Below are 25235 nucleotides of genomic sequence, written 5' to 3' on the forward strand. Positions count from 1 at the left end.
AACTTCACAACGCAGCAGCCACTAGGCTCGCACAATTTCATCACACTTAGAGAATTAAAGACTTCAACCGAGCACCCATAATCTCCCAAGTCCAATGGTCAACTACATGTTGACGGCCGGCATGCCCCATCGACATAAGCGCAGCTGGTTGTTGCACAAGGTCGACGATGACATGAGCTACACCCGACGAATCTCGACCATTAACCACAACACCGGTTGCAGGTGTCACAGTTTCGGGTGCTCCCCCCGAATCACCTGCGATCACCGGAATGCCACACGCTTGAGCCTCCAAAAAGACAATACCCAGTCCTTCAACATCAAGGCCACCTCCGCGAGTACGACACGGCATAGCGAACACATCAGCGCCGCGCAGCATCATGCCCATCTTTTCCTCAGATACCCGCCCCTCAAAAGAGATACGAGAACTCGCCTTTTGATCACGCGCTGCTAATCGACGTAGCTTCCCCTCAATGCGCCCCTCCCCCACAATCACCAGTCGTGCCTCAGAACAACGCTGAACAACCTCTGGAAACGCTTTAATAAGCGTATCTTGACCTTTACGCGGCACCAATCGAGAAGTACACACGATAACTTTGTCTTTTTCCGCCCACCCCAATTGATCGCGCAGTTCGAACTTCTGTTTTTCGTCCACAGGATAAAAGCGTTCAACATCAACCCCCGAGGGCAAATGAACAAATTTCGGATGCTCACCAAAAGCCCTCCGGAACCTTCGCAATGTGTAGTCCGAAATGTAGGTCACCACATCGGAATGTTGACCAATAAAACGCAACACACTACGCGCACCTGGAACCATCGACCACCCAACCTCATGACCATGAGTGGTAGAGATAATTTGAATTGCCCCCGCAGCCCTAGCAGCAGGAGCCATGACAGCTAACGGTGCCGCAGCCCCAAACCAAACCGTCGATACGCCTTCACTTTTAATCAGATCGACCATCAGCTTTTTCACCTGCGGTGTTGGCAGCATTAGCTTACTCGAATACCGAACCACCTTATAAGGAACACTCTTATCAAATTCCCGCGCTGCCACCGGATCTTGTGTAGACGCAAAAACCACAACGTCTTCAGGCGGCAAAAGAGCCACAAAATCCCGCAAATAGGACTGAATACCTCCCACAGTCGGAGGAAAATCGTTGGTAACTAATAACAGCCTTGGCACGCCAACACTGTAGCAAACAGCTAGTAACGACGCGCCCCATAAATCGGCATAGAGTTAACCGGCACAACTTGCACTGGAATTCCATAATCCGAAGCATGAACCAACATGCCATTACCAGCATAGATACCCACGTGCGTAGCACCGGGGAAATATCCAACAACATCCCCAGGCTGAAGATCATTAATCGACACTGGCGTACCACCAGCCATTTGAGCCTGCGAAGTTCGAGGAAGAGTCTTTCCCTGCTGCTGATAAGACCAATACACTAGCCCCGAGCAATCGAACTGCGATGGCCCAGCAGAACCCCACCCATAGGGCGAACCCAACTTCGACATAGCCGCTTCAAGCGCGCTCATCCCCGAAGGCGAGCCCGCCACACCATCCAAGTTGTAAGCAACTGGACCATTTTTATCAATCCACCGCTGACGATCGGCAGCGTTCAATGATTCCACACGGCGACGAAGATCCTCAGAGATTCGCTTGAGTTCCTCTTGTTCTTGCAGCAACTCACGATGCTTCTTTTCCAACTCAGATTGTTTGAACTTAGACTCCGCAATAGCCATTGTGGCCTCATTACGACGATCAGCCGCATCCTTAGTAACTGCCCCCAAGCGAGCCACCGTATCATTCGCCTTCTGAGACAACGTAGCCAAATACGCCGTACGATCAATCGCATTCTGGGGATTTCGCGCAGCAAATGCACTCGTAAGCGGATCCGTGAGCGCGCCCCGATAACGTGATAAAGCCAAGCGATTAACTACCTGTCGCGATTCACGTTCAGTAGCGGCCGCTTGCTCTGCCTGAGCAGTCAGGTCAGCCGCCCACTGATTAAGCTCCCCTAGCTTGGCCTGGCCGTCTTCCAAGCCAACTTCTAACTGCTTAACTTCTTCGTTTTTCTCATTAGCACGCCGAGAAGTATCCGTCATCGATGCAATGAGCTCATCCACAGGATCCGCTTGAGCAATCCCCTGTGGTGCAGCTATCTCTGCCACGCCACCCAACAACAAGGAAGCCGACACAAAAGTTGAAAGCATGACCCTATGGGTCATTTTTGAAAAAGCCACGAACGGTCCCCGATATCTACACAGTCTTAAGCGATTATCCTACTATAGACATGCCATCATCGATGTGGCTAGTCCCAAGAGTTCTACATAAAAAGATAGAGGCCTCAGCATGTGCTGAGGCCTCTAATCTCTTCGTATTTTAGTAACGCACTGCGTTATAGAAAGGCATGTAATCGATTGGGGTTTCCGACAAAGGAGTACCCTCCGTTAACGCATGGATAACAGTTCCATTACCGGTGTAGATTCCCACATGGGATGCGCCAGAGTAGAAAGCGATAATATCACCTGGCTGAAGGCTTTCACGAGAAACCTGCATACCACCAGCAGCCTGCGCGTAGGAGGTACGAGGAATGCTCTTACCAACCTGAGCATAAGCCCACGAGGTCAAACCGGAGCAGTCAAAAGCGTTAGGGCCAGCTGCGCCCCAAACGTAAGGGCTGCCGATGCGAGAGCGAGCAGCATCCACAACTGCTTGACCATTGCTTGCCACTGGAGCTCCGACGAGCGCCGAGTAGTTAACAGGCGCACCCTGACCAGCCAAGGATGGGATCCACTGATCAGCACCAGGAACGTTTGCAATTCCAGGAACGTTTTCAATACCAGGAACCTCGAAACGGATATCAGTGTTTGGAACAACAACCTCAGCCGCTTGAGCAGGCACTGAAAGCGTAGCTGCGGCACCTACAACTGCAGCGGAAGTAGCCACTGCCTTGCGTGCGGTTGAGTTGTCGTTACGGCGATGCTTAGCCACGGAGATTCTCCCAATCTTCGAGGTCGTCCTTTTTAACGGACCCTCCAACGATTCTAAAACCATCGGAGGTATTGACCTTTTCAAATTATGTAAGTAGTGCGGCCCATCGTTCGGGCTCAATTTCAATGTCTCGATTAGGTTACGAAAGTACAACGAGCTTGTCTAGCAAAGATACGCTACGAGCTGTTATCAAACCGTAATTTAAAGAAATAGAGACTTTCCTTAACGTTTCATAAGCGCTCACCACTTTGTAACAATTTGTTATAAAAATAGCCGAACTTTAACTAAATGACCTGCACAAACAGAAATCGACATCACAGCCACCATCACCACCAAAACACCCACAATCAGGACTATCGCTGATCTAAAATAAGTTACTGTGCGTTCAGTCACATTTTTGTAATGTAGCGCGAATTCGAGCTCACAACGCACGATTACATACCTATAACAACGCCATCTCCGATGGACTTTGCCACCAAACAACGCTGTTTTTGCGCGCATCATAAGAATCATCGTCACCATCAATAACGCTTGATGTTTTTCACAGCTATGAGATTGTCCTCATTTGTACAGCGAGAACCCGTCGTATATATAAGGAGGCCGCACATCCCTAACCAATGGAATCAAGACTTGTGAAGCGCTCACCACCACTAAAAACGACGCTACATACCTATATATAGGAAGAGAAAATACAAAGGAGGGGCGTTGGTGGATTCCACTTACGTGAAATTTTGCACCAACGCCCCTTTTTCGAGACTCTAGCGAAACAATCTACACAGGCTTAGTCTTCTTCGACTCCATCTTGTGCACGGTTGTTTTTCTGCAGATTCTTGTACATTGCCATTTCTTCCAAATGGTTTTCGTGCTCGATCTCTGCATACTTAGCAGCAAGGCTGTCATTGTCTGGGGTGAAGTAGCCACCGCGGCCTGGTTCGCCACCGAAGCCGAGGTCATTGAGCTGCTTCGGTACTGGAGCGCCGGCGTATGGCAGTGGTACAGGATGACCATGCTCGTCGACTGGTCCAAGTGGCTGGTGTACCTCAACAAATGCACCATTTGGCATGATCTTGATAACGCCAGTCTCAATACCGTGCTCAAGGACTTCACGGTCAGAACGCTGCAGGCCAAGGCAAATACGGTAAGTGATGAAGTACGCCAATGGAGGCAGCACGATCAAGCCAATACGACCGACCCAAGTCATTGCGTTCAGTGAAACTTCGAAGTGATAAGCGAACAAGTCGTTACCGCCAGACAGCGTGAGCAAGAAGTAGAAGACAATAGCCATCACACCGAGCGATGTACGTACTGGAACGTCGCGTGGACGCTGCAGCAGATTGTGGTGAGCGTCGTCGCCAGTGATCTTCTTCTCAATGAATGGGTATCCAACCAGCAAACCAACCAGAACACCACAGAGAAGTGCAACCCAGAAAGCGCCAGGGATTGTGTAGTTGCCGATGTAAAGCTCCCATGCAGGCATGACACGAGCAGCACCGTCAGTCCACAGCATGTAAATATCTGGCTGGGAACCAGCAGAAACCTGAGATGGGTTGTATGGACCAAGGTTCCAAATAGCGTTGATGGAAGTAAGACCAGCCAACAGTGCCAACACGCCAAAGGTAACCAATCCGAATGAAGAGGTTTCCAGGATGAAGACTGGGAGGATTCGAACACCTACGACGTTGTTCTCAGTACGACCTGCTCCTGGGAATTGGGTGTGTTTTTGGTACCAAACAAGAGCCAAGTGAGCTGCAATCAAACCAAGGATGATGCCTGGGATGATGAGAACGTGAGCGATGTAGAAGCGATCGAGCATCAAATCGGATGGGAAATCGCCACCGAAGATCAGCCAGTGGAGCCACGTACCGATGATTGGCAGAGCCAAAATGATCGCAGACATAATACGCAAACCAACGCCAGAAAGCAGGTCGTCTGGCAGCGAGTAGCCCATGAAGCCCTCAGCCATACCAAGGAACAACAGCACACAGCCGATGATCCAGTTCGCTTCACGAGGACGACGGAAAGCACCAGTAAAGAAGATGCGGAGCATGTGGACCGTCATGGAAACCATGAAGGTCAGAGCTGCCCAGTGGTGCATCTGACGGATGAACAATCCGCCGCGAACTTCGAAGGAGAGGTTCAGTGCAGTCTCGTAGGCACGAGACATTTCGACACCGTTAAGTGGCAAGTACGCACCATCGTAAATCACCTTGGTGATTGATGGATCGAAGAACAAGGTCAGGTAAACACCGGTCAGCAGCAAAATAATGAAGCTGTACAGTGCGATTTCACCAAGCATGAATGACCAGTGCGTTGGAAAAACCTTGTTGATCTGTCGACGGATACCCGAAGCCGCGGTGTAACGCGAATCAATGTTATTGCCGATTTCGGCTAGTTTATTGCTCATGAACGACGCTCCCAGAATGCTGGGCCGACAGGCTCAATGAAGTTGCCTGCGGCGACGAGGTAACCCTCTTCGTCAACGGTAATCGGCAGCTGTGGCAACGCACGTGCGGCTGGGCCGAAGACTGGCTTGCCGTAGTGCAATGCATCAAACTGCGACTGGTGGCACGGGCACAAAATTCGGTTGGTTTGAGCTTCGTACAAAGAAGTTGGGCAACCAATGTGCGTGCAGATCTTTGAGTATGCGTAGTAATCGCCGTAGTGGAAGTCTTCCTGCCCCTCACGTTCGATCACTTTATTTGCGTCACTGTTACGCAAACGGATCAACATAACAGCGTTACGTGGACCGTGGATAGAGTGCATCTGCTCTTCGTAAACATCAGCGCTGGCATCGTACTTATCACCATCGTTGACGAATTCTGCTGGCAATGGGAACACAGTCTCCATAGCCGCTGCAGCCAAATCTTCAGGACGCATACGAACCAAGCGGGACACACCTTGGGTGCTGTAATGAGTTCCAACAGACGTTTCGTGCTTCTCAGCTGTAACACCGGTGTCACGACCCAGGTAAAGCTTGACGCCTTTTTCATGCAAGGTCCAGCCGGAGGTCCACAAGGTTCCATCACCTTGAATGCCGAGTTCACCCTTCTTCCAAGGGTTCTTCACCATGCCACCAAGTGGGGCGATGATGGTAAGACCAGCGAGAACACCGCCGATGCCGAGCATGGACTTCAATACCTTGCGCCGACCCAAGGTGGAAGTTTCCCAAGAGTCATTCAGCAAAGCTGTGATGGTGCGACGGTCGATTTCTTCGGATGGACCGTCGTGACGACGCTGAACCGAGATTTCAGAAGGAATGATCTTCTTAATGTAGAAGATCACGCCGATGCCAAGCGAAAGAATCGCAAGACCAGAGGTAAGGCCAAGCAACGGAGTGTAGAAGGTGTAAATCCACAGACCATCTTCGCCTAGCCCCTTGTATTCCCATGGCATGAAGAGATAAACAGCGAGGAAAGCAAGGGCAGAAACGATGCCAATACCGAACCAAATTCCAACGGTGCGAGATGCACGCTTAGATGCTGGGTCGCCCTCAACTGGGAAGCGCTCCTTGCGGTAAGCAACGGTAACGCCATCAAGTTCAGTGCCGAGACGAGCGAGTTCCTCGTTCGACATTGCGTCCAATTCTTTGGAGGTGTAATTCATTTCAGGGTTATTGCTCATGAGCGCGATCCAATCCACATGGCAGCGGCCACCAGGACCACGATTCCAACAAGCCACATCATCATGCCCTCAGTCACAGGACCAAGACCACCGAGGTTCCAACCACCTTGACTAGGGGTTTCTTTTGCCGACTTGATGTAGGCAATGATGTCTTTCTTCTCGTCTGCAGAAAGCTGACGATCCGAGAACTTCGGCATGTTTTGTGGGCCGGTAAGCATGGCTTGGTAGATTTCCTGCTCATTAGCTGGATCTAGAACCGGAGCGTACTTGCCACTGGAAAGAGCACCACCACGACCAGTGAAGTTGTGGCAAGATGCGCAGTTCAAACGGAAGAGATCGGAGCCGCGAGCGACATCGGCTGGATCGATTCCATCTTTGTAGTTGGCGCCACGTAGTGACTCCATGGCTACCGAACCATCTTTGTTGTAAACGATAGATGGGCCGCCACCATTAGCTTCGACGTATGCGGCAATCGCTAGAGTCTGAGCCTCGGAGTATCGAGGTGTCTTTCGCTTTGCTTGTGCCTCATTACGGAGCATTGGCATACGGCCAGAGTGAACCTGGAAATAGGTTGCACCGGAGCCAACGCCGATAAGTGAAGGACCGCGGTCCTTCACACCTTGAAGGTTTGCACCGTGACAGGTGATACACGCAACGTCGTAGAGATCCTTACCTTCTTGGATAAGGGCCTGCTCGTCTTGTTGCGCAGTAGCAACCTGTGCGTCTGGAGTTACTGCGTTGACCAAAATGCCTGCACCGGTCAAGCCGACAGCAAGAGCCATAGCACCTGCAGCGGTACGACGGAATTTACGACGTGCCCTGACTTTCTTGGCGTTGGTCATCGACTTCTCGGCAGCGCCTGAGTCGATTGGGTTAGGGGTGGTTTCCATCATTTCCCTTAGAGTCTCGAATACGGAAATTGAGGGTCTTATTTTTTCTTACGGTTATGCAAGGTGATGTTGCAACAACGGTGAGTTACTGAATGAAGTAAATCGTGATGAACAGACCGATCCACACGACGTCAACGAAGTGCCAGTAGTAAGAGACAACCATGGCTGCGGTTGCCTGCGCTGGCGTGAACTTTGACTTAGATAGTCGAAGCAAAACCACGACGAAGGCCAATGCACCGGCAAGAACGTGTGCCGCGTGGAAGCCAGTCGTGATGAAGAACGACGATCCGTAGACACTGCTCTGGATGGTCATACCGTGCTCTACCAAGTGGAAGTACTCGTATGCCTGACCAACCAAGAAGATCGCACCCAACAGGATGGTCAAGGAGAACCAGCGGCGGACACCGAACACGTCACCACGCTCTGCTGCAAATACACCAAACTGAGCCGTCACAGACGACGAAATCAGGATGATCGTAATCACCAAAGCATAAGGAACGTTGAGGTGGTGTGCACCCTCCTTCCACGAACCATTACCAATACCGTTTGCACGCGAGGTGAAATACATCGCGAACAAGCCAGCAAAGAACATCAATTCCTGAGACAGAAACACAATCGTGCCGACACTGACCATATTGGGTCGATTAAGTGCCGCAACACGTTGTGGTGCTGCCATATCTTTATTTCCAATTGCGCTCGTCACGCTAATAAGTATGGTCTTTTGATTGGCCTAAGTCACTTTTTGCCCCCGCAACTTTAGTTTGCTGGTAGGCGCAATAATTTGTTAACAGCGCAAACTTGACAGCAAAATATTTTAGAAATTTTCGGGAACTTTTTATTACTGACATCCGACGCACTATTTTCGCAGGTCACAGTGGCCTAATTATGACCCACAATTTACCAATGTTTCCCCTATGTCCCATCAGTGCAATTGAGTGTGAATATTTTGCAAAAATCCACAAGTTCACATGTGGGTTATCTCACACCAAGAACGGCGGATTATCGGCCAGTTACAACTTTTGATCGAACCCCCGTCACCTGCATAAATCCTATGACTAAAAACCGGTAGATACCCATTTCAAATACTGTGGGAAATATTTCTACAGATTCTGGGAACTTTTTACACTACCCCACCGACTATTACACTTCATGCTATTTCGTCACTATACGAAAATAGAAAAGGGCTAGTGCCCCCTCTTCCGAGGATGACACTAGCCAGAACTAGCGTTAAGAAAAACTCTTAGTGCTTTTCCTTAGGAATTCCGTACTGCAGGTTCAACATGGTGGTCGTGTAGATCAACAAAACAGCACCGATCGCAATCAACCAGTAGTGCATGTAAACGATGCCGAAACCAAGCACTGCAATTGCACCACTCATAGCCAATGGCCAGATGGAGCTTGGGCTGAAGAATCCCAATGTGCCAGCAGCGTCAGCAACTTCAGCCTCTTCCCAGTCTTCAGGAAGAACGTCAATTCGGTTCTCAGTGAAGTGAAGGTATCCGCCCAGCATGACTGTAAGCAAAGTACCCAAAATCATGCAGACTCCGCCTGCCCACTCGTAGCCAACCATATAGCCTGAGTCTTCAACGTGCATGGTGGCGAAGAGGTAAATGATCGCCATGATGGCAAGGAAGGTTGCCATCGAGTACATGATCTTTGATGTAGCCTTCATGTTCTCTTACTTCTCCTTATTAATTACGCCGCAGCGGTATCGTCGAAGTTCGCACCGTCACGCGTAGCGCGCTCCGAGTTGAATGGGTGGGTGCTGGTTGCGTATGGAGCCTCACCGATCGACTTCAATGCGTCCGAGTTGGTTGCCTGTGGATTATCGTTACGGAACTTGAGGTACTGAGCAAATTTCTCAGGAGATACAACGCGGATTTCGAAGTTCATCATTGCATGGTAGGTACCGCACATTTCTGCACAGCGGCCCACGAATGCGCCTTCTTTTTCAATCTTTTCGATCTGGAACCTACGCTGCTGCTTGTTCTGCTCTGGGTGGTTGTATGCGTCACGCTTGAAGAGGAACTCAGGAACCCAGAAAGCGTGAGATACGTCTGCAGAAGCTAGATCGAATTCAACTGGAGTATTGGAAGGAAGAACCAAAACTGGAATTTCTTCAGAGGTACCCAAGGTTTCAATCTTGTTGAAGTGAAGGTAAGAGGTATCCGTCTTGGAACGACCGTTAATCGGGTTCGGATTGTCGCCGCCCTGATCAAACTTGGTCTTCTCAGCTGCTTCCTGACGCTTCTCATCGGTGCCAACATAATCGGAACCGGTTGGGGAAAGCTCACCGGCAACCTTTGCATATCCGAACTTCCAGTTCCACTGGTATCCGGTGACGTCAACGGTAACCTTTGGATCCTTGTCCATTGCCGTGACTCTGTCCTGGGTTTGCACCGTGAAGAAGAACAATGCCATAACAATGATGATTGGCACGATGGTCAGTACAAGCTCCAATGGGATGTTGTACTGAGTCTGGCGCGGGAATTCATCCTTGCCAGCTTTCTTTGCGCGCTTTGCGCTCCACGAGAACATGCCATAGATAAACAGGCCCCACATGATAAAGCCGATAATCCATGCCGTTACCCAAACCCAAACCCAGAAGTTGTACATCGAGGTAGCTTCTGGGGTAATGCCCTTTGGCCACCCGAATCCCAAAGCGGTACCCAATGGGCCACCTGGAGCCTCAACGTCACAACCCGCAAGAGCTAGGCCACCAAAACCGATGACGCTGCCAAGCAGAGCCTTACGGACTGTGCCACGCTTTTCCTGCTGTTCCACGCGCGTTTGCCTTCCTGTCGCACTAGTTCTTGAGACACTCCACCACTCTCCCCCGCACAGTAAATGCGCAGAAAATCACACGGAGGTCTATCTATATGTAGCGAGGATAGTCGATAGTCACTTCTTTTCCTTAATAAATAACAACGGCTTCCCCCGCCATTTTCGTGGGATTTTGCCGGAAATCGGCTGTTTTCACCTCTTTGCCCTAACGCAGCGAAGTTTCACCCACTTTTTACGTGATAGATGTCACATTGATTTTCGCTGGTATCATCCAAACGTATAACCACCCCCGCGGGATCACCTACTTGGTTGAATTATTCACTAATTGTTCCCTCGATACGCGGTAGCGATTCAATCCCCCATCGTTGTTTCGGGGTAACGTAAGACAATCCGGAAGTTACCAATAGACGAGGAGGATCTGCTCACATGTGTGGACTTCTAGGCATGCTCTCCAGCACAGGACAGGCCAGTAAGTATGCAGCTGCTATAGAAAGTGCTTTGCCGTGCATGCACCACCGAGGCCCTGACGAAGCAGGTACTTGGCATGACGACCATGCAGTTTTTGGCTTTAATCGCCTATCGATCATCGATCTCGAGCATTCTCACCAGCCCTTGCGATGGGGGCCTGAAGGCGAGCCCGACCGCTATGCCATGACTTTTAATGGCGAGATCTACAACTATGTAGAGCTACGAAAAAAACTTCAAGACCTCGGCTACACCTTTAACACTTCAGGCGACGGCGAAACTATTGCTGTCGGTTTCCACCACTGGGGTGCAGATGTAGTGCTTCACTTGCGCGGAATGTTTGGCATAGCCATTTGGGACACCAAGGAACAACGTCTTTTCTTGGCCCGCGATCAATTTGGCATCAAGCCGTTGTACTTTGCTACTACCGAAGCTGGCACCGTTTTCGCCTCGGAGAAAAAGTGCATCTTGGGTATGGCAGATGCTATTGGTCTAGATTTAGGGCTTGACCAACGTGCTATCGAACACTACATCGATCTTCAATACGTTCCAGAGCCTGAAAGTCTTCATCAGCACATTCGACGCCTGGAGTCTGGCTGCTTTGCTTTCGTTTCTGTGGGAGGCAATGTCGAGCAGACTCGTTACTTCCGTCCTCAGTTCCCCGCACAAGAATTCCCAAAGGACAAGGAACAGGATCTCTTCGATCGAATCGCCAAGGCCCTAGAAGATAGCGTCGAAAAGCACATGCGTGCCGACGTCACTGTCGGTTCTTTCCTGTCTGGCGGCATCGACTCCACTGCGATTGCAACTTTGGCAAAACGCCATAATCCGAATCTGTTGACATTCACTACAGGATTTGAACGCGAAGGATATTCGGAAGTCGATGTGGCTGCAGAATCCGCTGCTGCCATTGGAGTAGAACATATCGTTAAGATTGTCTCTCCCGAGGAATATGCCAATGCCATTCCTCAAATCATGTGGTACTTGGATGATCCAGTAGCTGATCCCTCCCTAGTCCCACTATTCTTCGTTGCTCAAGAAGCCCGCAAGCATGTCAAAGTGGTGTTGTCAGGCGAAGGAGCAGACGAACTATTTGGTGGTTACACCATTTACAAAGAGCCGCTTTCTCTTGCTCCATTTGAAAAGATTCCTTCCCCGCTACGTCGCGGTCTTGGCAAAGTAGCCGAAGTTTTCCCTGACGGAATGCGTGGTAAATCCTTGCTCCAACGCGGTTCGATGACGATGGAAGAGCGTTATTACGGAAATGCTCGTTCCTTCAATTTTGATCAAATGAAGCGCGTTATCCCATGGGCCAAGAAGGAATGGGATCACCGCGAAGTCACCGCACCGATCTACGCCCAGTCTGAGCACATGGACCCCGTTGCGCGAATGCAGCATTTGGACCTTTTCACGTGGATGCGCGGCGATATCCTCGTCAAGGCCGACAAGATCAACATGGCTCACTCCTTGGAGCTTCGCGTCCCGTTCTTGGATAAGGAAGTATTTGAGGTTGCTGAAACCATTCCTTATGACCTCAAGATTGCTAACGGAACGACCAAATATGCGTTGCGTAAGGCCATGGAACAAATCGTTCCGCCGCACGTGCTACACCGCAAGAAACTCGGATTCCCAGTGCCTATGCGCCACTGGCTAGCTGGCGATGAGCTGTTCGGTTGGGCTCAAGACACCATTAATGAGTCGATGACCGACCAATACTTTGACAAGGCAGCAGTCTTAGCAATGCTCAATGAGCACAAGAATGGTGTATCTGATCATTCCCGCAGGCTATGGACAGTCCTTGCCTTTATGATTTGGCACGGAATTTTCGTCGAGCACCGCATTGATCCAGGCATCGAGAAACGCGATTATCCTGTGTACCTATAGGCGATTGCTTGCTCAGCAACTCCATATAAAAAGATCCCGCTAGTTCTCCTAGAAAAACAACGGAGAACTAGCGGGAATTTTTATTTACGTTTAGTTAAATGAATCACCACAAGCGCAAGAGCCTGTGGCATTCGGGTTATCAATGGTAAAGCCCTGGGATTCAATCGTGTCAGCAAAGTCGATCGTCGCGCCAGCAAGATAAGGCACAGACATTTTGTCAACGACTAGACGAACGCCACCGACCTCATCGACCTTATCTCCGTCGAGGTCACGATCGTCAAAATAAAGCTGGTAACGCAAACCAGAGCAGCCACCTGGCTGAACCGCGATGCGCAGCGAAAGGTCGGTGCGACCCTCCTGCTCCAGCAAAGCTTTAGCTTTTGCAGCAGCAGCATCGCTCAAAATAACGCCTGTATTGGAAGCAGGTGCAGTCATGTTTCTCCTTCAAATTTTTATAGCTCCGGTGTCGCACAATATTGTGAAACACCGTGGGTAGAACCTAGGGTATCGCACCTTAGTGCGTGATCGCATAATGCGGTTACCGATGCTGGTACTAACGGCGTACCCCCAATGTTTATTCCGCAGTCATTCTATGCCCTCATATCTGGCTGGTCTGTTCCACTTTTCAGCTGATTCCTTGTAGCCTAGAACTCGTGAAAACCCCAAGTGACAATTCCTCTGAATCGCCTAATACTCAAAGCGCTTATGCCTCGCATGCTTCCAAGGCATATACCCCAAAGAAGGGGCGACCTACCCCAACGCGGAAAGAAGCAGAGGTTCACGCTGGATCTTTCCGTTCTCGTTATTCGCCTAACGAATCATGGAGCGAGGATCGCAAAAAGCGTAAAGAACTCAAAGCTTCTATGAGCAAAGAAGAATGGAAGGCTTACAAGAAGAAGCAAGCTGATGCTTCCAAGCAGAGGCGTCGCGAAGCCCAAATGGCTATGGACAGCGGCGATGAGCGCTATCTGTTACCTCGTGATCGCGGTGAAGAGCGCCGCTATATCCGCAACCTCGTCGATTCCAAGCGATACATCAATAACCTAATGATGCCTCTCGCTCTAGCTTTGCTCGTCGTTATGCTTTTCGGCAACAAGTTCCCCGCCGTCGCCGCAATGATTTCCACCGGTGCCCTCGTCGTGATCTTGGTATTCCTTTTGGAAGGTATTTTGCTTGGTCGCAAGGCAGCACGCATGGCTCGTGAGAAATTCCCACACACCTCTGAATCCGCTTTCTCTCTCGGATTCTATGCCTACGGTAGAGCAACACAGCCACGTCGCTGGCGTACGCCAAAGCCACAGGTCAATATCGGAGATAAGGTTTCCTAAATGCTCACGCTAGTGTTGGGCGGAGCACGCTCGGGAAAATCAGTGTTCGCTGAACAGCTCGTGGGGGCACAATCGTGCCTCTACGTAGCCACGGCGCGTCCGTTTGAAGGGGAATTCGACGCTGACTTTCGTTCTCGGATTGCAACACATATCGAGCGACGACCTAAATATTGGGACACAAATGACCAACACGACCTCATCGAAATTCTTAAAAACGAGCAGCTAGATCACGACACGCTATTGGTCGATGATCTCGGCACATGGCTCACTCACATTCTTGATACTCAAAAAGCATGGGACGACCCCACTCAGTTAGTTTCTACTGTGTGTGACGACCTCGTTGCAGCGCTTTCCGCTGCTGGCAAGAACCGCAACATCATAGTGGTGAGTCCAGAAGTTGGAATGGGCATTATTCCTTCTCACCCAGCTGGCCGACGCTTCCGCGACTCTATTGGAAAAGTAAACGCTGCTGTGGCAGCTTGTTGCGACCGAGTGGTGCTCGTTGTTGCGGGATTGGCACTAGAGTTGAAACCCGTAAGTGGCGACTAGTGCCAACAGCCTTTGTTACCTATTGCTCCATGCTTCAAGGAGATACCTGATGCAGCCTTCGGATTTTTTTCCAAAGATTGACTACCCAGATGAAGACCTAGCTCAGCAAGCTCGCGAGCTACAACTTAATCTGACGAAACCTACGGGGTCATTATCGCGGCTTGAGGATCTTGGTGTGTGGTTGTCGTCATGCCAAGGTCAGGTTCCGCCGCATCAAATTTCCCGCCCTCGCATGGTCATTTTTGCAGGTGACCATGGCATCGCATTAAATAGCGTATCGCCCTACCCCATCGAAGTATCGCTACAGATGGCCGAAAATATTCGCAATGGTGGTGCTGGTATCAACGCAATTTCGAATGCTTCCGGAATCGGTGTACGAGTTGCCGATATTTCGCTGAACCACGATGTGGACGGCCCAGAGCGCGTTTCTCGGTCATGCGGTTCTATCGATCATGAAGATGCGATGACCGAAGAACAATTGGTGCGTGCCATTGAGATCGGTAAGCGTATCGCCGACGAGGAAATCGACGCTGGAGCCGATCTTCTTATGGCTGGAGATTTGGGCATTGGTAACACCACACCTTCTGCTGTCATCATTGGCCTTTTTTCACACCAGGAACCTGTCGTGGTTACTGGTCGCGGTTCTGGAGTAGACGATGAAGGATGGAAGCGTAAAGTCGCAGCCGTTCGCGATGCGATGTTCCGTGTGCGCAAATATCGCGATGATCCACTAGCAATTATGCAGAAAGTAACTTCCCCTGAGTTGGTTGCTATGGGAGCTTTTATCGCTCAAGCTGCAGTGCGTCGCACCCCAGTTATTTTGGATGGAGTTGTAGTTACCGCATCGGCAATTTTGGCTGAGAACTTAGCGCCTGGTGCGCGTAAGTGGATGCAAGCCGGACATCAATCAGCCGAGCCTGCTCATAAGTTCGCTTTAAGCTACCTAGGTCTAGAGCCCCTGCTTAAATTGGGACTTCGTTTGGGCGAAGGATCGGGCGCGGCTGCAGCATTCCCTCTGGTTCAGATTGCTGCTCATATCATGACGGACATGGCCACTTTTGATACTGCGGGTGTTTCTGGCAAAGGTGCAGTCCCTGCCAATCGCTCGATGAAACAGTAGTTTCTATATGTCTGGAAAAGCATATTTTGTCAACGGTGAGCATGGGCCTGCGATTATCGAAGGCCCACTGACTGCACTGAATTGGTTGACTATTTTGCCTGTTCCCAGCGCCACGGCATTCGATCGTGTCACAGGCGGACGCGTTATGGCATCTGTGCCCTTTATTGGCATTGTGTTGGGAATTGTTGGCGGTGCTATTGCGTTCGCTGCAACGTCGCTCGGGGTGGCGTCGATAGTCGCTGCGACGAGCATCGTGTGTTTTTGGGAGCTATTTACACGATTTATGCATCTCGACGGGCTTGCCGACGTCTCCGATGCCTTAGGTTCCTATGCACCACCCGCGCGTGCACGTGAAATTATCGCGGACCCGGCAACAGGACTGATCGGTATGGGCGCATGCCTGATTTCAATTTTGATCCACATCAGTTCTTTCACTGCACTTCTCGATGCTCACCTCTGGTGGATGGTGATGATTACCCCGATGATCGGACGGTTTTGTGCCATCTTCGGGGCTCATTCACGGCTCAAACCCATGAACCCTACTGGTTTTGGTGCAATGCTCATTGGCACAGTGAAAACTCACACTATTATCGCGTGGTTATGCGTGCTCCTTGTAATATGCATCGGCGTTCCCCTCGTAATGGATCGCGGTGAGCTGATCACTATAACTATCCTGGGGCTGCTGTGCTCAGTAACTTTAGCTTTAGTAGAAATTCACCATCTTCATCGCCGGTTTGAAGGCATGAATGGCGATACCACCGGCTTTATCATGCATTCTGCGACTGCGCTTTGCGCATTAGTCTTTGCTGTAGGAGTGGGCATAGTAGCTTAAAGCCGCAAAACTCCAGAGCCGACTCCCCCTGTTTTCAGAAGGAGTCGGCTCAATCTCGTTATAGAAGAGAAATAATTTACGCCTCTACGAGAGTGTGCATCCATCCGTGAGCATCAGCAACACTTCCGCGCTGGATTCCAGTAAGTGCCTCACGAAGCTGCATGGTGATCGAACCTGCATCGTTGTTGTTTACCAAGAACTCACCATGGGTGGACTTCACAGATCCAACTGGGGTAATCACGGCCGCAGTACCGCAAGCAAATGCTTCGCTCATAGCTCCGCTCGTAGCGGTTTCTTCCCACTCGCCCTTAGACACCAAGCGTTCTTCAGTGGTGTAGCCAAGATCGCGAGCAACCTGCAACAAAGAATCACGGGTAACACCAGGAAGCAGTGAACCGGACAGCTTCGGGGTAATCACGTGAGCCTGATCCCCTTTGCCCATGACGAAGAAGAGGTTCATTCCGCCCATCTCTTCGATGTAGTTGTGCTCGATTGCATCGAGCCATACAACCTGATCGCAGCCTTTTTCCGCTGCCTGGGTTTGCGCGATGAGCGATGCTGCGTAGTTACCTGCGAACTTAGCCGCACCAGTACCACCAGGAGCTGCACGAACGTAATCTTCAGACAGCCATACTGACACAGGCTTGATGCCACCAGAGAAATAGGCACCGGCTGGCGAAGCAATAACAAAATAGCGGTAAGACTTCGAGGAATGAACACCCAACGTGGTCTCGGTAGCGATCATGAATGGGCGCAGATAGAGCGATTCCTCACCACCGGCAGCTGGAACCCAGTCGTGGTCTACTGAGACGAGCTGCTGAATTGACTCGATAAAGACCTCGATAGGAAGCTCTGGCATAGCCAAACGCTGAGCGGAGCGCTGGAAACGCGCCGCATTTGCTTCCGGACGGAAGGTACGGATGGTGCCATCAGCATGGCGGTAGGCTTTCAGGCCTTCGAAAATTGCTTGCCCATAGTGGAACACCGAGGCAGCAGGGTCCAAGGACACTGGCGCATATGGCTGTACCTGTGCATTGTGCCAGCCTTCAGTTTCGTTCCAATCGATAGTGACCATGTGGTCGGTGAAATACTTGCCAAAGCCGGGGTTGGCAACAATTTCTTGTACTTTGTCTGCTGGAGTTGGGTTCGGATGATCGATTTTCTTAAACGTAATAGAGCTCATGGACTTCAACGTACACCAGACATCCTCGCATGCCATTGGCTAAGCTGGACAACACTAAAATTTTTCCTTGGCTTTTGCGCCAACTACCAACTTTTGGAGGTATATACCTGTGAGCGCACAGTTCTCACTGCCGGCGACCGGACTAGCTACTCAACTCGAGTTGTCTAAGAAACTCCCCGAGGATATTGATGCTCTTGTCGTCCCAACGTTTAAGGGCGAGGATGGTCTTGAACTCGCAGCCAGCGGTTTGTTCGATGAAAACCTTGAGATTGCCATTTGGGATTTACTCGTAGCAGTCGGAGCCACTGGTAAGCAGGGCGAAGTTGTACGCATCCCATCCATCGAGGGCATTGAGGTCGACTTCATCGTCGGCGTGGGCTTGGGGGATAACGATTCGCTTGACGACGACACCCTGCGTCGTGCAGCTGGCGATGCAGCTCGAAGCTTGGCGGGTGTTCAGCATGTTGCTACGACGTTGGGAGCTTTCGGTCTGCAACCTGCTGTTGAGGGCTTTGCACTGGGTGCTTATAACTACACCGGCGTGCGCTCGAAGCAAAAGAAGCCGCTGCCTTTGGAAAAGGTTACGTTCATTTCCCTTGGTGATAAAAAGGCTGCGAAAGAAGAATTCACCGTAGGCCAGATTATTGCGGAATCTGTGGCTTTGTGCCGCGATCTAGTCAATGCGCCTTCCTCTCATCTCTACCCAGAGTCCTACGCGGCGATTATCCGAGACACTGCCGAGAAATTCGGCCTCGGTGTAGAAATTTTGGATGAAAAGAAGCTGGAGAAGCAGGGCTTTGGCGGCATTTTGGCCGTGGGTACCGGCTCCTCCCGTAAACCTCGTTTGGTCCGGTTGACTTGGGCACCAAAGAAGGCCAAAAAATCCATCGCGCTGGTGGGTAAAGGCATCACCTTCGATACCGGTGGAATTTCTCTCAAGCCAAGCGCTGGCATGGACGACATGATCTCCGATATGGGCGGCTCTGCCACCATGGTGGCCACGATCATTGCTGCGGCTCGTCTTGGAGTAAAGCTCAATGTCACAGCAACTATCCCGTTGGCGGAAAATATGCCAGGCGGCAATGCTTTCCGCCCAGGTGATGTGATTACCCACTATGGCGGAATTACCTCGGAAATCCTTAATACTGATGCTGAGGGCCGCTTGGTGCTCGCGGACGCTATTGCACGCGCCAGCGAAGACAAGCCCGACTATTTGCTGAACGTCGCAACGCTGACGGGTGCACAAATCGTTGCACTCGGTGATCGCACCTCCGGAGTTATGGGATCCGATAAATTCCGTGATTCGGTAGCTCTCACCGGTCGTACAGTTGGTGAACCAGCATGGGCAATGCCGCTGCCAGAGGAAATTGGCGAGGACGTAAAATCCCCTGTTGCCGATATCCGTAACGTCACCGGTTCTCGTTCCGGCGGCATGATGGCAGCTGGCTGGTACCTCAGCCACTTCGTTGGCGAAGGCATCGAATGGGCTCACGTCGATATTGCGGGACCTGCCTACAACAAAGCGGGCGTCTACGGATACATTCCTAAGCGCGCCACGGGTGTACCTGTACGTACATTCGTGCAGGTGCTCTCTAACCTCGCTGAGCAGTAACACCTAATAAGAATAAAGTGGTCAAGGATCTCTAGTCCTTGACCACTTTATTTTATTTATTTGCTATTGAGATTCCCCGCGTTCTCTTTGTAATTTTTCGCGACGTTCACGTTGTTCTTCGCGTTTACGCAAGATTCGATCCCGCTCAATTTTTTCGCGCATCCGCTGAGGGTATCCGGTTTCTTCTACGTCATAGACTGGTACTCCCAAAGTGGAACTAATCACATCTATGCCTTTAGGGCCTCCGATGCGGCGACGTGTAAATTCGCCAGTGATATCAACCAGTACTACGGACATTTCATTCACAATTGTTTCCGGTTCGACAAAAGCTTCCACAACAGCATGTGTGCTTACCCACTCTTGGAGGTAGCGAAGGTCTGCTTCCCGCACTGTTTCTCCAGGACCACGGGCAGGCTTAATGTTGGAACGAGGAGATTTTCTGCCAAAAAGGTTGAACACAATCCACAATTCTAGGGGCAAAATCGCAATCTTGGGGCCATCCGAGTCACACTGTGCCGGACAAAACGGTATCCTCGTATGTTATTAAAGTTCTTAACACTCGACTTGCGAGGAGTCTTTACACAATGGCGCACTCCGTTGTAATGCCTGAACTGGGCGAATCCGTCACCGAAGGTACCATCACCCAGTGGCTGAAGTCCGTTGGTGACACGGTCACTGCCGACGAGCCGTTGCTCGAGGTATCTACTGACAAGGTCGACACTGAAGTTCCTTCGCCTGTCTCCGGTGTCTTGCTTGAGATCAAGTTTGAGGAAGATGACACCGTAGACGTCGGAGACGTTATTGCGATTATTGGCGAAGAAGGCGACGCTCCAGCTGCCAAGGAAGAGCAAAAAGTCGAGGAGCCACAAGCTGAGGCACCAAAGGCTGAAGCAGCTGACTCCACCGACGTAGTCATGCCTGAACTCGGCGAGTCCGTCACCGAAGGCACCATCACCCAGTGGCTGAAGTCCGTTGGCGACACCGTCGACGTTGACGAACCACTCCTCGAAGTCTCCACCGACAAGGTCGACACCGAAGTCCCATCCCCAGTCGCTGGCACCATCCTCGAAATCCTCTTCAACGAAGACGACACCGTCGACGTCGGAGACGTAATCGTTCGCGTTGGCACCCCAGGATCTGCTCCAGCAGCCAAGGAAGAGCCAGCCGAGGAGCCAAAAGCCGAGACACCAAAGGAAGAGCCAAAAGCTGAGGCACCAAAGGCTGAAGCAGCTGACTCCACCGACGTAGTCATGCCTGAACTCGGCGAGTCCGTCACCGAAGGCACCATCACCCAGTGGCTGAAGTCCGTTGGCGACACCGTCGACGTTGACGAACCACTCCTCGAAGTCTCCACCGACAAGGTCGACACCGAAGTCCCATCCCCAGTCGCTGGCACCATCCTCGAAATCCTCTTCAACGAAGACGACACCGTCGACGTCGGAGACGTAATCGTTCGCGTTGGCACCCCAGGATCTGCTCCAGCAGCCAAGGAAGAGCCAGCCAAGGAGCCAAAAGCCGAGACACCAAAGGAAGAGCCAAAAGCTGAGGCACCAAAGGCTGAGCCAAAGAAGGAAGCTCCTGCCAAGACCATCAACAACGAGAACGTCCCTTACGTCACTCCGCTGGTCCGCAAGCTGGCTGACAAGCACGGCGTTGATCTGACCACTGTTGAAGGCACTGGTATTGGTGGACGCATCCGCAAACAGGATGTTTTGGCTGCTGCTGGCGTTGGCGCAGCCCCTGCAGCACAGGTTGCTCCTGCCCAGCCAGTTTCTGCAGCATCCACCAAGTCCGTGGATCCAGAGAAGCAGAAGCTGATCGGTACAACTCAGAAGGTCAACCGTATCCGAGAGATCACCGCGCGCAAGACTGTGGAGGCTTTGCAGATTTCTGCTCAGCTCACCCAGCTGCATGAGGTCGATATGACTAAGGTTGCGGAACTGCGTAAGGCCAACAAGCCAGCCTTCCAAGAAAAGCACGGTGTGAACCTCACCTACTTGCCATTCTTTGCAAAGGCAATTGTTGAGGCTTTGGTTGCTCACCCGAACGTCAATGCGTCCTACAACGCTGAGACAAAGGAGATGACCTACCACGCTGATGTCAACCTCTCCATCGCCGTTGATACCCCAGCTGGTCTGCTTACCCCTGTTATCCACAAGGCTCAGGAGTTGTCCTTGCCTGAGCTCGCTAAGGCAATTGTCGATTTGGCTGACCGTGCTCGTAACAACAAGCTCAAGCCGAATGATCTTTCCGGTGGCACCTTCACCATTACCAACATTGGTTCTGAGGGCGCTCTCAGCGATACCCCAATCTTGGTTCCACCACAGGCAGGTATCTTGGGTACCGGCGCTATTGTTAAGCGTCCAGTAGTCATCACGGAAGATGGCATCGATTCGATTGCTATTCGCCAGATGGTCTACTTGCCACTTAGCTACGATCACCAGATCGTCGATGGTGCCGATGCAGGTCGTTTCTTGACCACCATCAAGGATCGCCTTGAGACTGCAAACTTCGAAGGCGACCTCGAACTCTCCTAGTTCGTAGCACGCTTTACAAACGCCTCGTGGCAGACCTTGCTTTCACAACAACGCCTGCCACGAGGCGTTTCGTTTTGTCCTCGTTGCTTTAGTAATGGCGGACTATAGTGTGATCCATGACTGCTGTTCGAGATCCGTTCTTTCCAGCCGACCAATCCATCCGTGCTTCCCACAACCCCATAGAAGTGCGCGAACTCGGCATGATGGATTATCAACGCGCATGGGATCTCCAAGCAGAGCTAAATAAGCAACGCCAACATGACGAAATCAATGACGTCATTTTGGTGCTGGAGCACCCCAGTATCTACACCGCGGGCAAGCGCACGCAGCCTTCTGATCGCCCCCAGAACGGCTTACCGGTTATTGATGTGGATCGCGGGGGCCGGATCACGTGGCATGGTCCGGGGCAGCTGGTGATGTACCCGATCATCAAACTTGCCGAGCCCATCGATGTTGTCGATTATGTCCGCCGCGAAGAAGAAGCCCTGATTCACGTCATCCGTACTCATGGGATTCCTAACGCAGGGCGTATCGACGGCCGCTCAGGAGTGTGGGTCCCAGGAAAAACTCCGGAAGAACACCGTAAGGTTGCCGCTTTAGGTATTCGCATTGCCGGTGGCGTGACCATGCATGGTTTAGCTCTGAACTGTGACAATACGGTGGAGTTCTATGATTACATCGTTCCGTGTGGCATCTCCGATGCTGGGGTGACCACGATGTCACAAGAAGTGGGAAGTGATGTCACCACTCAGTCGATGACAGCTCCCCTACTTGCCGCCCTCGATGATGCGTTTGCTGGTCGGCTCGTTGTCGCCGATCATAGCTTTGCTTCGGCTCCGGACCCTACGAAGATTCCTCAACGCCCCTAATTGCAGATACGACAACAAATTAAGGGGTGCTTCTTGCTGGTTGTTTACGTTCGTGTCGACGACCACAGCAATCACGAGTACTCTGCAAAGGGTGACTAAAGCACCCGAAGGACGCAGAATGCTCAGAGTTGAGGCGCGCAACTCGCAGACCCCCATCGAGAGCAAACCACGTTGGATCCGCACCGCTGTTAAAACCGGCCCTGAATATCAGGACATGAAAAAGAAGGTGTCGGGTGCAAGCCTGCACACCGTATGCCAAGAAGCCGGCTGCCCTAATATCCACGAATGCTGGGAGTCGCGTGAGGCTACCTTCTTGATTGGTGGCGCTAACTGCTCGCGCCGTTGCGATTTCTGCCAGATTAATTCTGCTAAGCCCGAACCACTTGATCGCGACGAGCCACGTCGCGTTGCAGAATCAGTACGCGAAATGCAGCTGAATTACTCGACCATCACTGGTGTGACCCGTGACGATCTTGAAGATGAAGGCGCTTGGCTATATGCAGAAGTTGTTCGCAAGATTCATGAGCTCAATCCCAACACCGGCGTAGAAAACCTCACCCCTGATTTCTCCGGCAAGCCTGACTTGTTGCAAGAGGTTTTCGAGGCTCGCCCCGAAGTTTTTGCTCACAACCTCGAAACGGTTCCTCGCATCTTCAAGCGGATCCGCCCCGCTTTCCGTTACGAGCGCTCCTTGGATGTGATCCGCCAAGCCCGCGATTTTGGATTGGTTACCAAATCCAACCTGATCTTGGGCATGGGAGAAACTGTCGACGAAATCCGTGATGCCTTGGTTGACCTGCACTCGGCAGGTTGTGACATCATCACGATTACCCAATATCTTCGTCCTGGCCCGATGTACCATCCCATCGATCGTTGGGTAAAACCTGAGGAATTTATCGATCACGCTGATTTTGCGCGTGAACTTGGATTTGGTGCTGTTATGTCGGGGCCATTGGTACGTTCTTCTTATCGTGCCGGAAAGCTTTATGCCGAGGCTCTCGCGGCTCGCGGTGAGTCCTTGCCAGAAAACTTGGCTCATTTGGCCACGACTGCCGATGGCAGTACTGCGCAAGAAGCAAATACCTTGTTGGAAAAGTACGGTCCTTCCCAAGACACCCCTGTAGTGTCGTCGAAGGCTTAAGACTGGGGCGTAGCCGGTGGGTTATTTAATGAATCCTGCCTTGCCCCGCTAAGGTGGTATGCATGGCTGACGTGAACAAGCAGGCCGCAAAGGCCGCAAAGAAGGAGCAACGCGCCGCTAAGCGTGCTCAACGTCGCCAGAACTGGGCACAGATCTGGCAGGCGTTTAATATCCAGCGCAAGCAGGATAAAGCGCTGATCCCTATTATGCTTGCTGCCTTCTTGGGCACCGGCTTGGCGTTCTTCCTCATCGGTTTGTTGTGGAACGGCCAGTGGTTCATGCTGGTTACCGGCTTGATCCTCGGCGCTGCATTGGCAATGTTCTTGTTTAGTCGCCGTTTGCAGGCCAGCGTGTACGACCGTGCAGAAGGCCAGGCAGGTGCAGCAGGCTGGGCTTTGGAAAACATGCGCTCCGGTTATGGCATGGCATGGCGCACTAAGACTGGTGTTGCTTTTACCAAGAACATGGATGTACTTCACCGCACCATTGGCGTGTGCGGCATCGTACTTGTCGGCGAGGGCAACAAATCCCACCTTCGCCCGCTGGTAAGCCAGCAGCGCAAGCGCTTGGAGCGTCTCGCACCAGGTGTGCCAGTGCATGAGATCTACATTGGTTCCGGTGAGGGTGAAGTTTCACTGAAGAAGCTTCAGAGCACTTTGATGAAGTTGCCTCGCGTGTACAAGAAGAACGACGTGTACAGCATCGCTAACCGCATCGAGTCCATGGACAGCATTAATGCCGGTGGCGCTGCTCTTCCCAAGGGGCCAATTCCTAAGGGCGGCAAAATGTCGGGCATGAATCGTCGCGCTCGTCGTTCGGCAGAACGCAATAAGTAAGAAGATAGAAAAATTCCCACGCACGTGTGCGTGGGAATTTTTTTGCTATCCGAAAACGACTGCGGTGCCGGTAGCTCGGTCATGCATGCCGCGCCCGTCGGCGTCGACAAGCACTGCGGGGAAAATGAAGCACGTAAACGCAGTACGCGCAAGGGCACGTAGGAAGCCCACATGCGCATCGCGAGCGTCGATACGCGCAACTCCAATGCCTACCGATGCTTGTCCTGGGGTGCGTGCAAACAGCCACACGCTCACGACTCCGAGGATAAAAAAGAGAATCAGTGCGACAGTCGATGTGCCGCCAAGACCGTCGGTTACGCTGGTAATCAGAACAGCGGCGATAAGACATATGATCCAGTCAATCGCTACTCCCAAAGCACGGCGCATGACAGAAGCCAAGGCTCCTGGCCCTTCTTTGGGGAGGCCGAGGAATTCACCTGGCCAACGAGCAATACGGTTTCCATCGAATTCTGCAGGGATCTGTGGGCCATCGAGCCAGCTGCGCTTGGGGTTTGCCATGTCCCCTACCTTAATATGGATGACAGCAATCACACGAACGTGGTTTCTGGCATGATCGTTGAAGTAACCG

The 25235-nt window shown here is 51.6% G+C and carries 23 protein-coding genes; 10 read left to right on the plus strand and 13 right to left on the minus strand.

What is annotated here, in order from left to right; all coding sequences use genetic code 11:
- Nucleotides 1-46: 46 nt before the first annotated feature.
- From AT687_RS07915 to ctaC, 9 genes are all read right to left on the minus strand, one after another.
- The gene (locus AT687_RS07915; RefSeq protein ID WP_014310618.1) at nucleotides 47-1180 is read right to left on the minus strand and encodes a glycosyltransferase family 4 protein; all 1134 of its coding nucleotides are present in this window, start codon (nucleotides 1178-1180) and stop codon (nucleotides 47-49) included.
- A 20-nt stretch (nucleotides 1181-1200) separates the two neighbouring features.
- The gene (locus AT687_RS07920) at nucleotides 1201-2244 is read right to left on the minus strand and encodes a C40 family peptidase (protein WP_014303642.1); all 1044 of its coding nucleotides are present in this window, start codon (nucleotides 2242-2244) and stop codon (nucleotides 1201-1203) included.
- 139 nt (nucleotides 2245-2383) lie between these two features.
- A complete protein-coding gene (locus tag AT687_RS07925; RefSeq protein WP_021335117.1) occupies nucleotides 2384-2995 on the minus strand; it encodes a C40 family peptidase in 612 nt (203 codons plus the stop codon).
- A 781-nt stretch (nucleotides 2996-3776) separates the two neighbouring features.
- Nucleotides 3777-5399, minus strand: coding sequence for a cytochrome bc1 complex cytochrome b subunit (gene qcrB / locus AT687_RS07930; protein WP_003852207.1), 1623 nt, complete (start codon nucleotides 5397-5399; stop codon nucleotides 3777-3779).
- Nucleotides 5396-6616, minus strand: coding sequence for a cytochrome bc1 complex Rieske iron-sulfur subunit (gene qcrA / locus AT687_RS07935; protein ID WP_014303644.1), 1221 nt, complete (start codon nucleotides 6614-6616; stop codon nucleotides 5396-5398). The genes qcrB and qcrA overlap by 4 nt, the downstream gene beginning before the upstream one ends.
- On the minus strand, nucleotides 6613-7509 hold the full coding sequence (qcrC, locus tag AT687_RS07940; RefSeq protein ID WP_173664320.1) for a cytochrome bc1 complex diheme cytochrome c subunit: 897 nt from the start codon (nucleotides 7507-7509) through the stop codon (nucleotides 6613-6615). Before qcrC ends, qcrA begins: the two co-directional genes overlap by 4 nt.
- Nucleotides 7510-7591: 82 nt before the next feature.
- Nucleotides 7592-8209 carry an aa3-type cytochrome oxidase subunit III gene (gene ctaE, locus AT687_RS07945; RefSeq protein WP_010935207.1) on the minus strand — a complete coding sequence of 206 codons (618 nt, stop codon included), beginning with the start codon at nucleotides 8207-8209 and terminating at the stop codon, nucleotides 7592-7594.
- Nucleotides 8210-8746: 537 nt separating this feature from the next.
- Complete coding sequence (gene ctaF, locus AT687_RS07950) at nucleotides 8747-9178, minus strand: aa3-type cytochrome oxidase subunit IV (protein ID WP_003852216.1); 432 nt, start codon at nucleotides 9176-9178, stop codon at nucleotides 8747-8749.
- Between the two features lie 23 nt (nucleotides 9179-9201).
- Entirely contained in the window at nucleotides 9202-10290 is a 1089-nt protein-coding gene (gene ctaC, locus AT687_RS07955) for an aa3-type cytochrome oxidase subunit II (protein WP_014319196.1), read from the minus strand.
- A gap of 426 nt (nucleotides 10291-10716) precedes the next feature.
- Between ctaC and asnB the strand changes: the two genes are divergently transcribed.
- Nucleotides 10717-12639: an asparagine synthase (glutamine-hydrolyzing) gene (gene asnB, locus AT687_RS07960; RefSeq protein ID WP_010935208.1), complete on the plus strand. Its 1923-nt coding sequence runs from the start codon at nucleotides 10717-10719 to the stop codon at nucleotides 12637-12639.
- A gap of 90 nt (nucleotides 12640-12729) precedes the next feature.
- On the opposite strand, the gene AT687_RS07965 is transcribed toward asnB, so the two are convergent.
- A complete protein-coding gene (locus AT687_RS07965) occupies nucleotides 12730-13074 on the minus strand; it encodes a HesB/IscA family protein (protein WP_003852223.1) in 345 nt (114 codons plus the stop codon).
- 218 nt (nucleotides 13075-13292) lie between these two features.
- On the opposite strand from AT687_RS07965, the gene AT687_RS07970 reads away from it, so the two are divergent.
- The 4 genes from AT687_RS07970 to AT687_RS07985 are packed head-to-tail and all read left to right on the plus strand — an operon-like array spanning nucleotide 13293 to nucleotide 16468.
- Nucleotides 13293-13967, plus strand: coding sequence for a DUF3043 domain-containing protein (locus AT687_RS07970; RefSeq protein ID WP_010935209.1), 675 nt, complete (start codon nucleotides 13293-13295; stop codon nucleotides 13965-13967).
- On the plus strand, nucleotides 13968-14516 hold the full coding sequence (gene cobU / locus AT687_RS07975; protein WP_014303646.1) for a bifunctional adenosylcobinamide kinase/adenosylcobinamide-phosphate guanylyltransferase: 549 nt from the start codon (nucleotides 13968-13970) through the stop codon (nucleotides 14514-14516). It abuts the gene before it with no gap.
- A gap of 49 nt (nucleotides 14517-14565) precedes the next feature.
- Nucleotides 14566-15636: a nicotinate-nucleotide--dimethylbenzimidazole phosphoribosyltransferase gene (cobT, locus tag AT687_RS07980; RefSeq protein WP_014303647.1), complete on the plus strand. Its 1071-nt coding sequence runs from the start codon at nucleotides 14566-14568 to the stop codon at nucleotides 15634-15636.
- A 7-nt stretch (nucleotides 15637-15643) separates the two neighbouring features.
- On the plus strand, nucleotides 15644-16468 hold the full coding sequence (locus AT687_RS07985; protein WP_014310622.1) for an adenosylcobinamide-GDP ribazoletransferase: 825 nt from the start codon (nucleotides 15644-15646) through the stop codon (nucleotides 16466-16468).
- 76 nt (nucleotides 16469-16544) lie between these two features.
- On the opposite strand, the gene AT687_RS07990 is transcribed toward AT687_RS07985, so the two are convergent.
- Entirely contained in the window at nucleotides 16545-17651 is a 1107-nt protein-coding gene (locus AT687_RS07990; RefSeq protein WP_021335118.1) for a branched-chain amino acid aminotransferase, read from the minus strand.
- A 109-nt stretch (nucleotides 17652-17760) separates the two neighbouring features.
- On the opposite strand from AT687_RS07990, the gene AT687_RS07995 reads away from it, so the two are divergent.
- A complete protein-coding gene (locus tag AT687_RS07995; protein WP_014310624.1) occupies nucleotides 17761-19263 on the plus strand; it encodes a leucyl aminopeptidase in 1503 nt (500 codons plus the stop codon).
- A gap of 63 nt (nucleotides 19264-19326) precedes the next feature.
- Here AT687_RS07995 and AT687_RS08000 read toward each other — a convergent pair whose 3' ends face one another.
- Complete coding sequence (locus AT687_RS08000) at nucleotides 19327-19722, minus strand: hypothetical protein (protein ID WP_014302136.1); 396 nt, start codon at nucleotides 19720-19722, stop codon at nucleotides 19327-19329.
- A 125-nt stretch (nucleotides 19723-19847) separates the two neighbouring features.
- On the opposite strand from AT687_RS08000, the gene sucB reads away from it, so the two are divergent.
- The 4 genes from sucB (at nucleotide 19848) to AT687_RS08020 (ending at nucleotide 24646) form a co-directional block, all read left to right on the plus strand.
- Nucleotides 19848-21800 (plus strand): 2-oxoglutarate dehydrogenase, E2 component, dihydrolipoamide succinyltransferase, encoded by a 1953-nt coding sequence (gene sucB / locus AT687_RS08005; protein WP_060536888.1) that lies wholly within the window; start codon nucleotides 19848-19850, stop codon nucleotides 21798-21800.
- Between the two features lie 116 nt (nucleotides 21801-21916).
- On the plus strand, nucleotides 21917-22669 hold the full coding sequence (gene lipB, locus AT687_RS08010) for a lipoyl(octanoyl) transferase LipB (RefSeq protein ID WP_014319197.1): 753 nt from the start codon (nucleotides 21917-21919) through the stop codon (nucleotides 22667-22669).
- A gap of 91 nt (nucleotides 22670-22760) precedes the next feature.
- Nucleotides 22761-23810: a lipoyl synthase gene (locus tag AT687_RS08015; protein WP_021335119.1), complete on the plus strand. Its 1050-nt coding sequence runs from the start codon at nucleotides 22761-22763 to the stop codon at nucleotides 23808-23810.
- Nucleotides 23811-23872: 62 nt separating this feature from the next.
- A complete protein-coding gene (locus AT687_RS08020) occupies nucleotides 23873-24646 on the plus strand; it encodes a DUF4191 domain-containing protein (RefSeq protein WP_003852234.1) in 774 nt (257 codons plus the stop codon).
- A 45-nt stretch (nucleotides 24647-24691) separates the two neighbouring features.
- Here the strand turns inward: AT687_RS08020 and AT687_RS08025 are convergent, their stop codons facing one another.
- Entirely contained in the window at nucleotides 24692-25165 is a 474-nt protein-coding gene (locus AT687_RS08025; protein ID WP_014319199.1) for an RDD family protein, read from the minus strand.
- Nucleotides 25166-25235: the final 70 nt, after the last annotated feature.

The organism is Corynebacterium diphtheriae (genome assembly GCF_001457455.1).
GTDB lineage: Bacteria > Actinomycetota > Actinomycetes > Mycobacteriales > Mycobacteriaceae > Corynebacterium > Corynebacterium diphtheriae.

Excerpts from the sequence above, each read along its gene's own strand:
- qcrB (WP_003852207.1), bottom strand. The coding sequence starts at position 5,399 with ATGAGCAATAAACTAGCCGAAATCGGCAATAACATTGATTCGCGTTAC.
- qcrA (WP_014303644.1), bottom strand. The coding sequence starts at position 6,616 with ATGAGCAATAACCCTGAAATGAATTACACCTCCAAAGAATTGGACGCA.
- qcrC (WP_173664320.1), bottom strand. The coding sequence starts at position 7,509 with ATGATGGAAACCACCCCTAACCCAATCGACTCAGGCGCTGCCGAGAAG.
- ctaF (WP_003852216.1), bottom strand. The coding sequence starts at position 9,178 with ATGAAGGCTACATCAAAGATCATGTACTCGATGGCAACCTTCCTTGCC.
- asnB (WP_010935208.1), top strand. The coding sequence starts at position 10,717 with ATGTGTGGACTTCTAGGCATGCTCTCCAGCACAGGACAGGCCAGTAAG.
- AT687_RS07965 (WP_003852223.1), bottom strand. The coding sequence starts at position 13,074 with ATGACTGCACCTGCTTCCAATACAGGCGTTATTTTGAGCGATGCTGCT.
- cobU (WP_014303646.1), top strand. The coding sequence starts at position 13,968 with ATGCTCACGCTAGTGTTGGGCGGAGCACGCTCGGGAAAATCAGTGTTC.
- cobT (WP_014303647.1), top strand. The coding sequence starts at position 14,566 with ATGCAGCCTTCGGATTTTTTTCCAAAGATTGACTACCCAGATGAAGAC.
- AT687_RS07985 (WP_014310622.1), top strand. The coding sequence starts at position 15,644 with ATGTCTGGAAAAGCATATTTTGTCAACGGTGAGCATGGGCCTGCGATT.
- AT687_RS07990 (WP_021335118.1), bottom strand. The coding sequence starts at position 17,651 with ATGAGCTCTATTACGTTTAAGAAAATCGATCATCCGAACCCAACTCCA.
- sucB (WP_060536888.1), top strand. The coding sequence starts at position 19,848 with ATGGCGCACTCCGTTGTAATGCCTGAACTGGGCGAATCCGTCACCGAA.
- lipB (WP_014319197.1), top strand. The coding sequence starts at position 21,917 with ATGACTGCTGTTCGAGATCCGTTCTTTCCAGCCGACCAATCCATCCGT.
- AT687_RS08020 (WP_003852234.1), top strand. The coding sequence starts at position 23,873 with ATGGCTGACGTGAACAAGCAGGCCGCAAAGGCCGCAAAGAAGGAGCAA.
- AT687_RS08025 (WP_014319199.1), bottom strand. The coding sequence starts at position 25,165 with ATGGCAAACCCCAAGCGCAGCTGGCTCGATGGCCCACAGATCCCTGCA.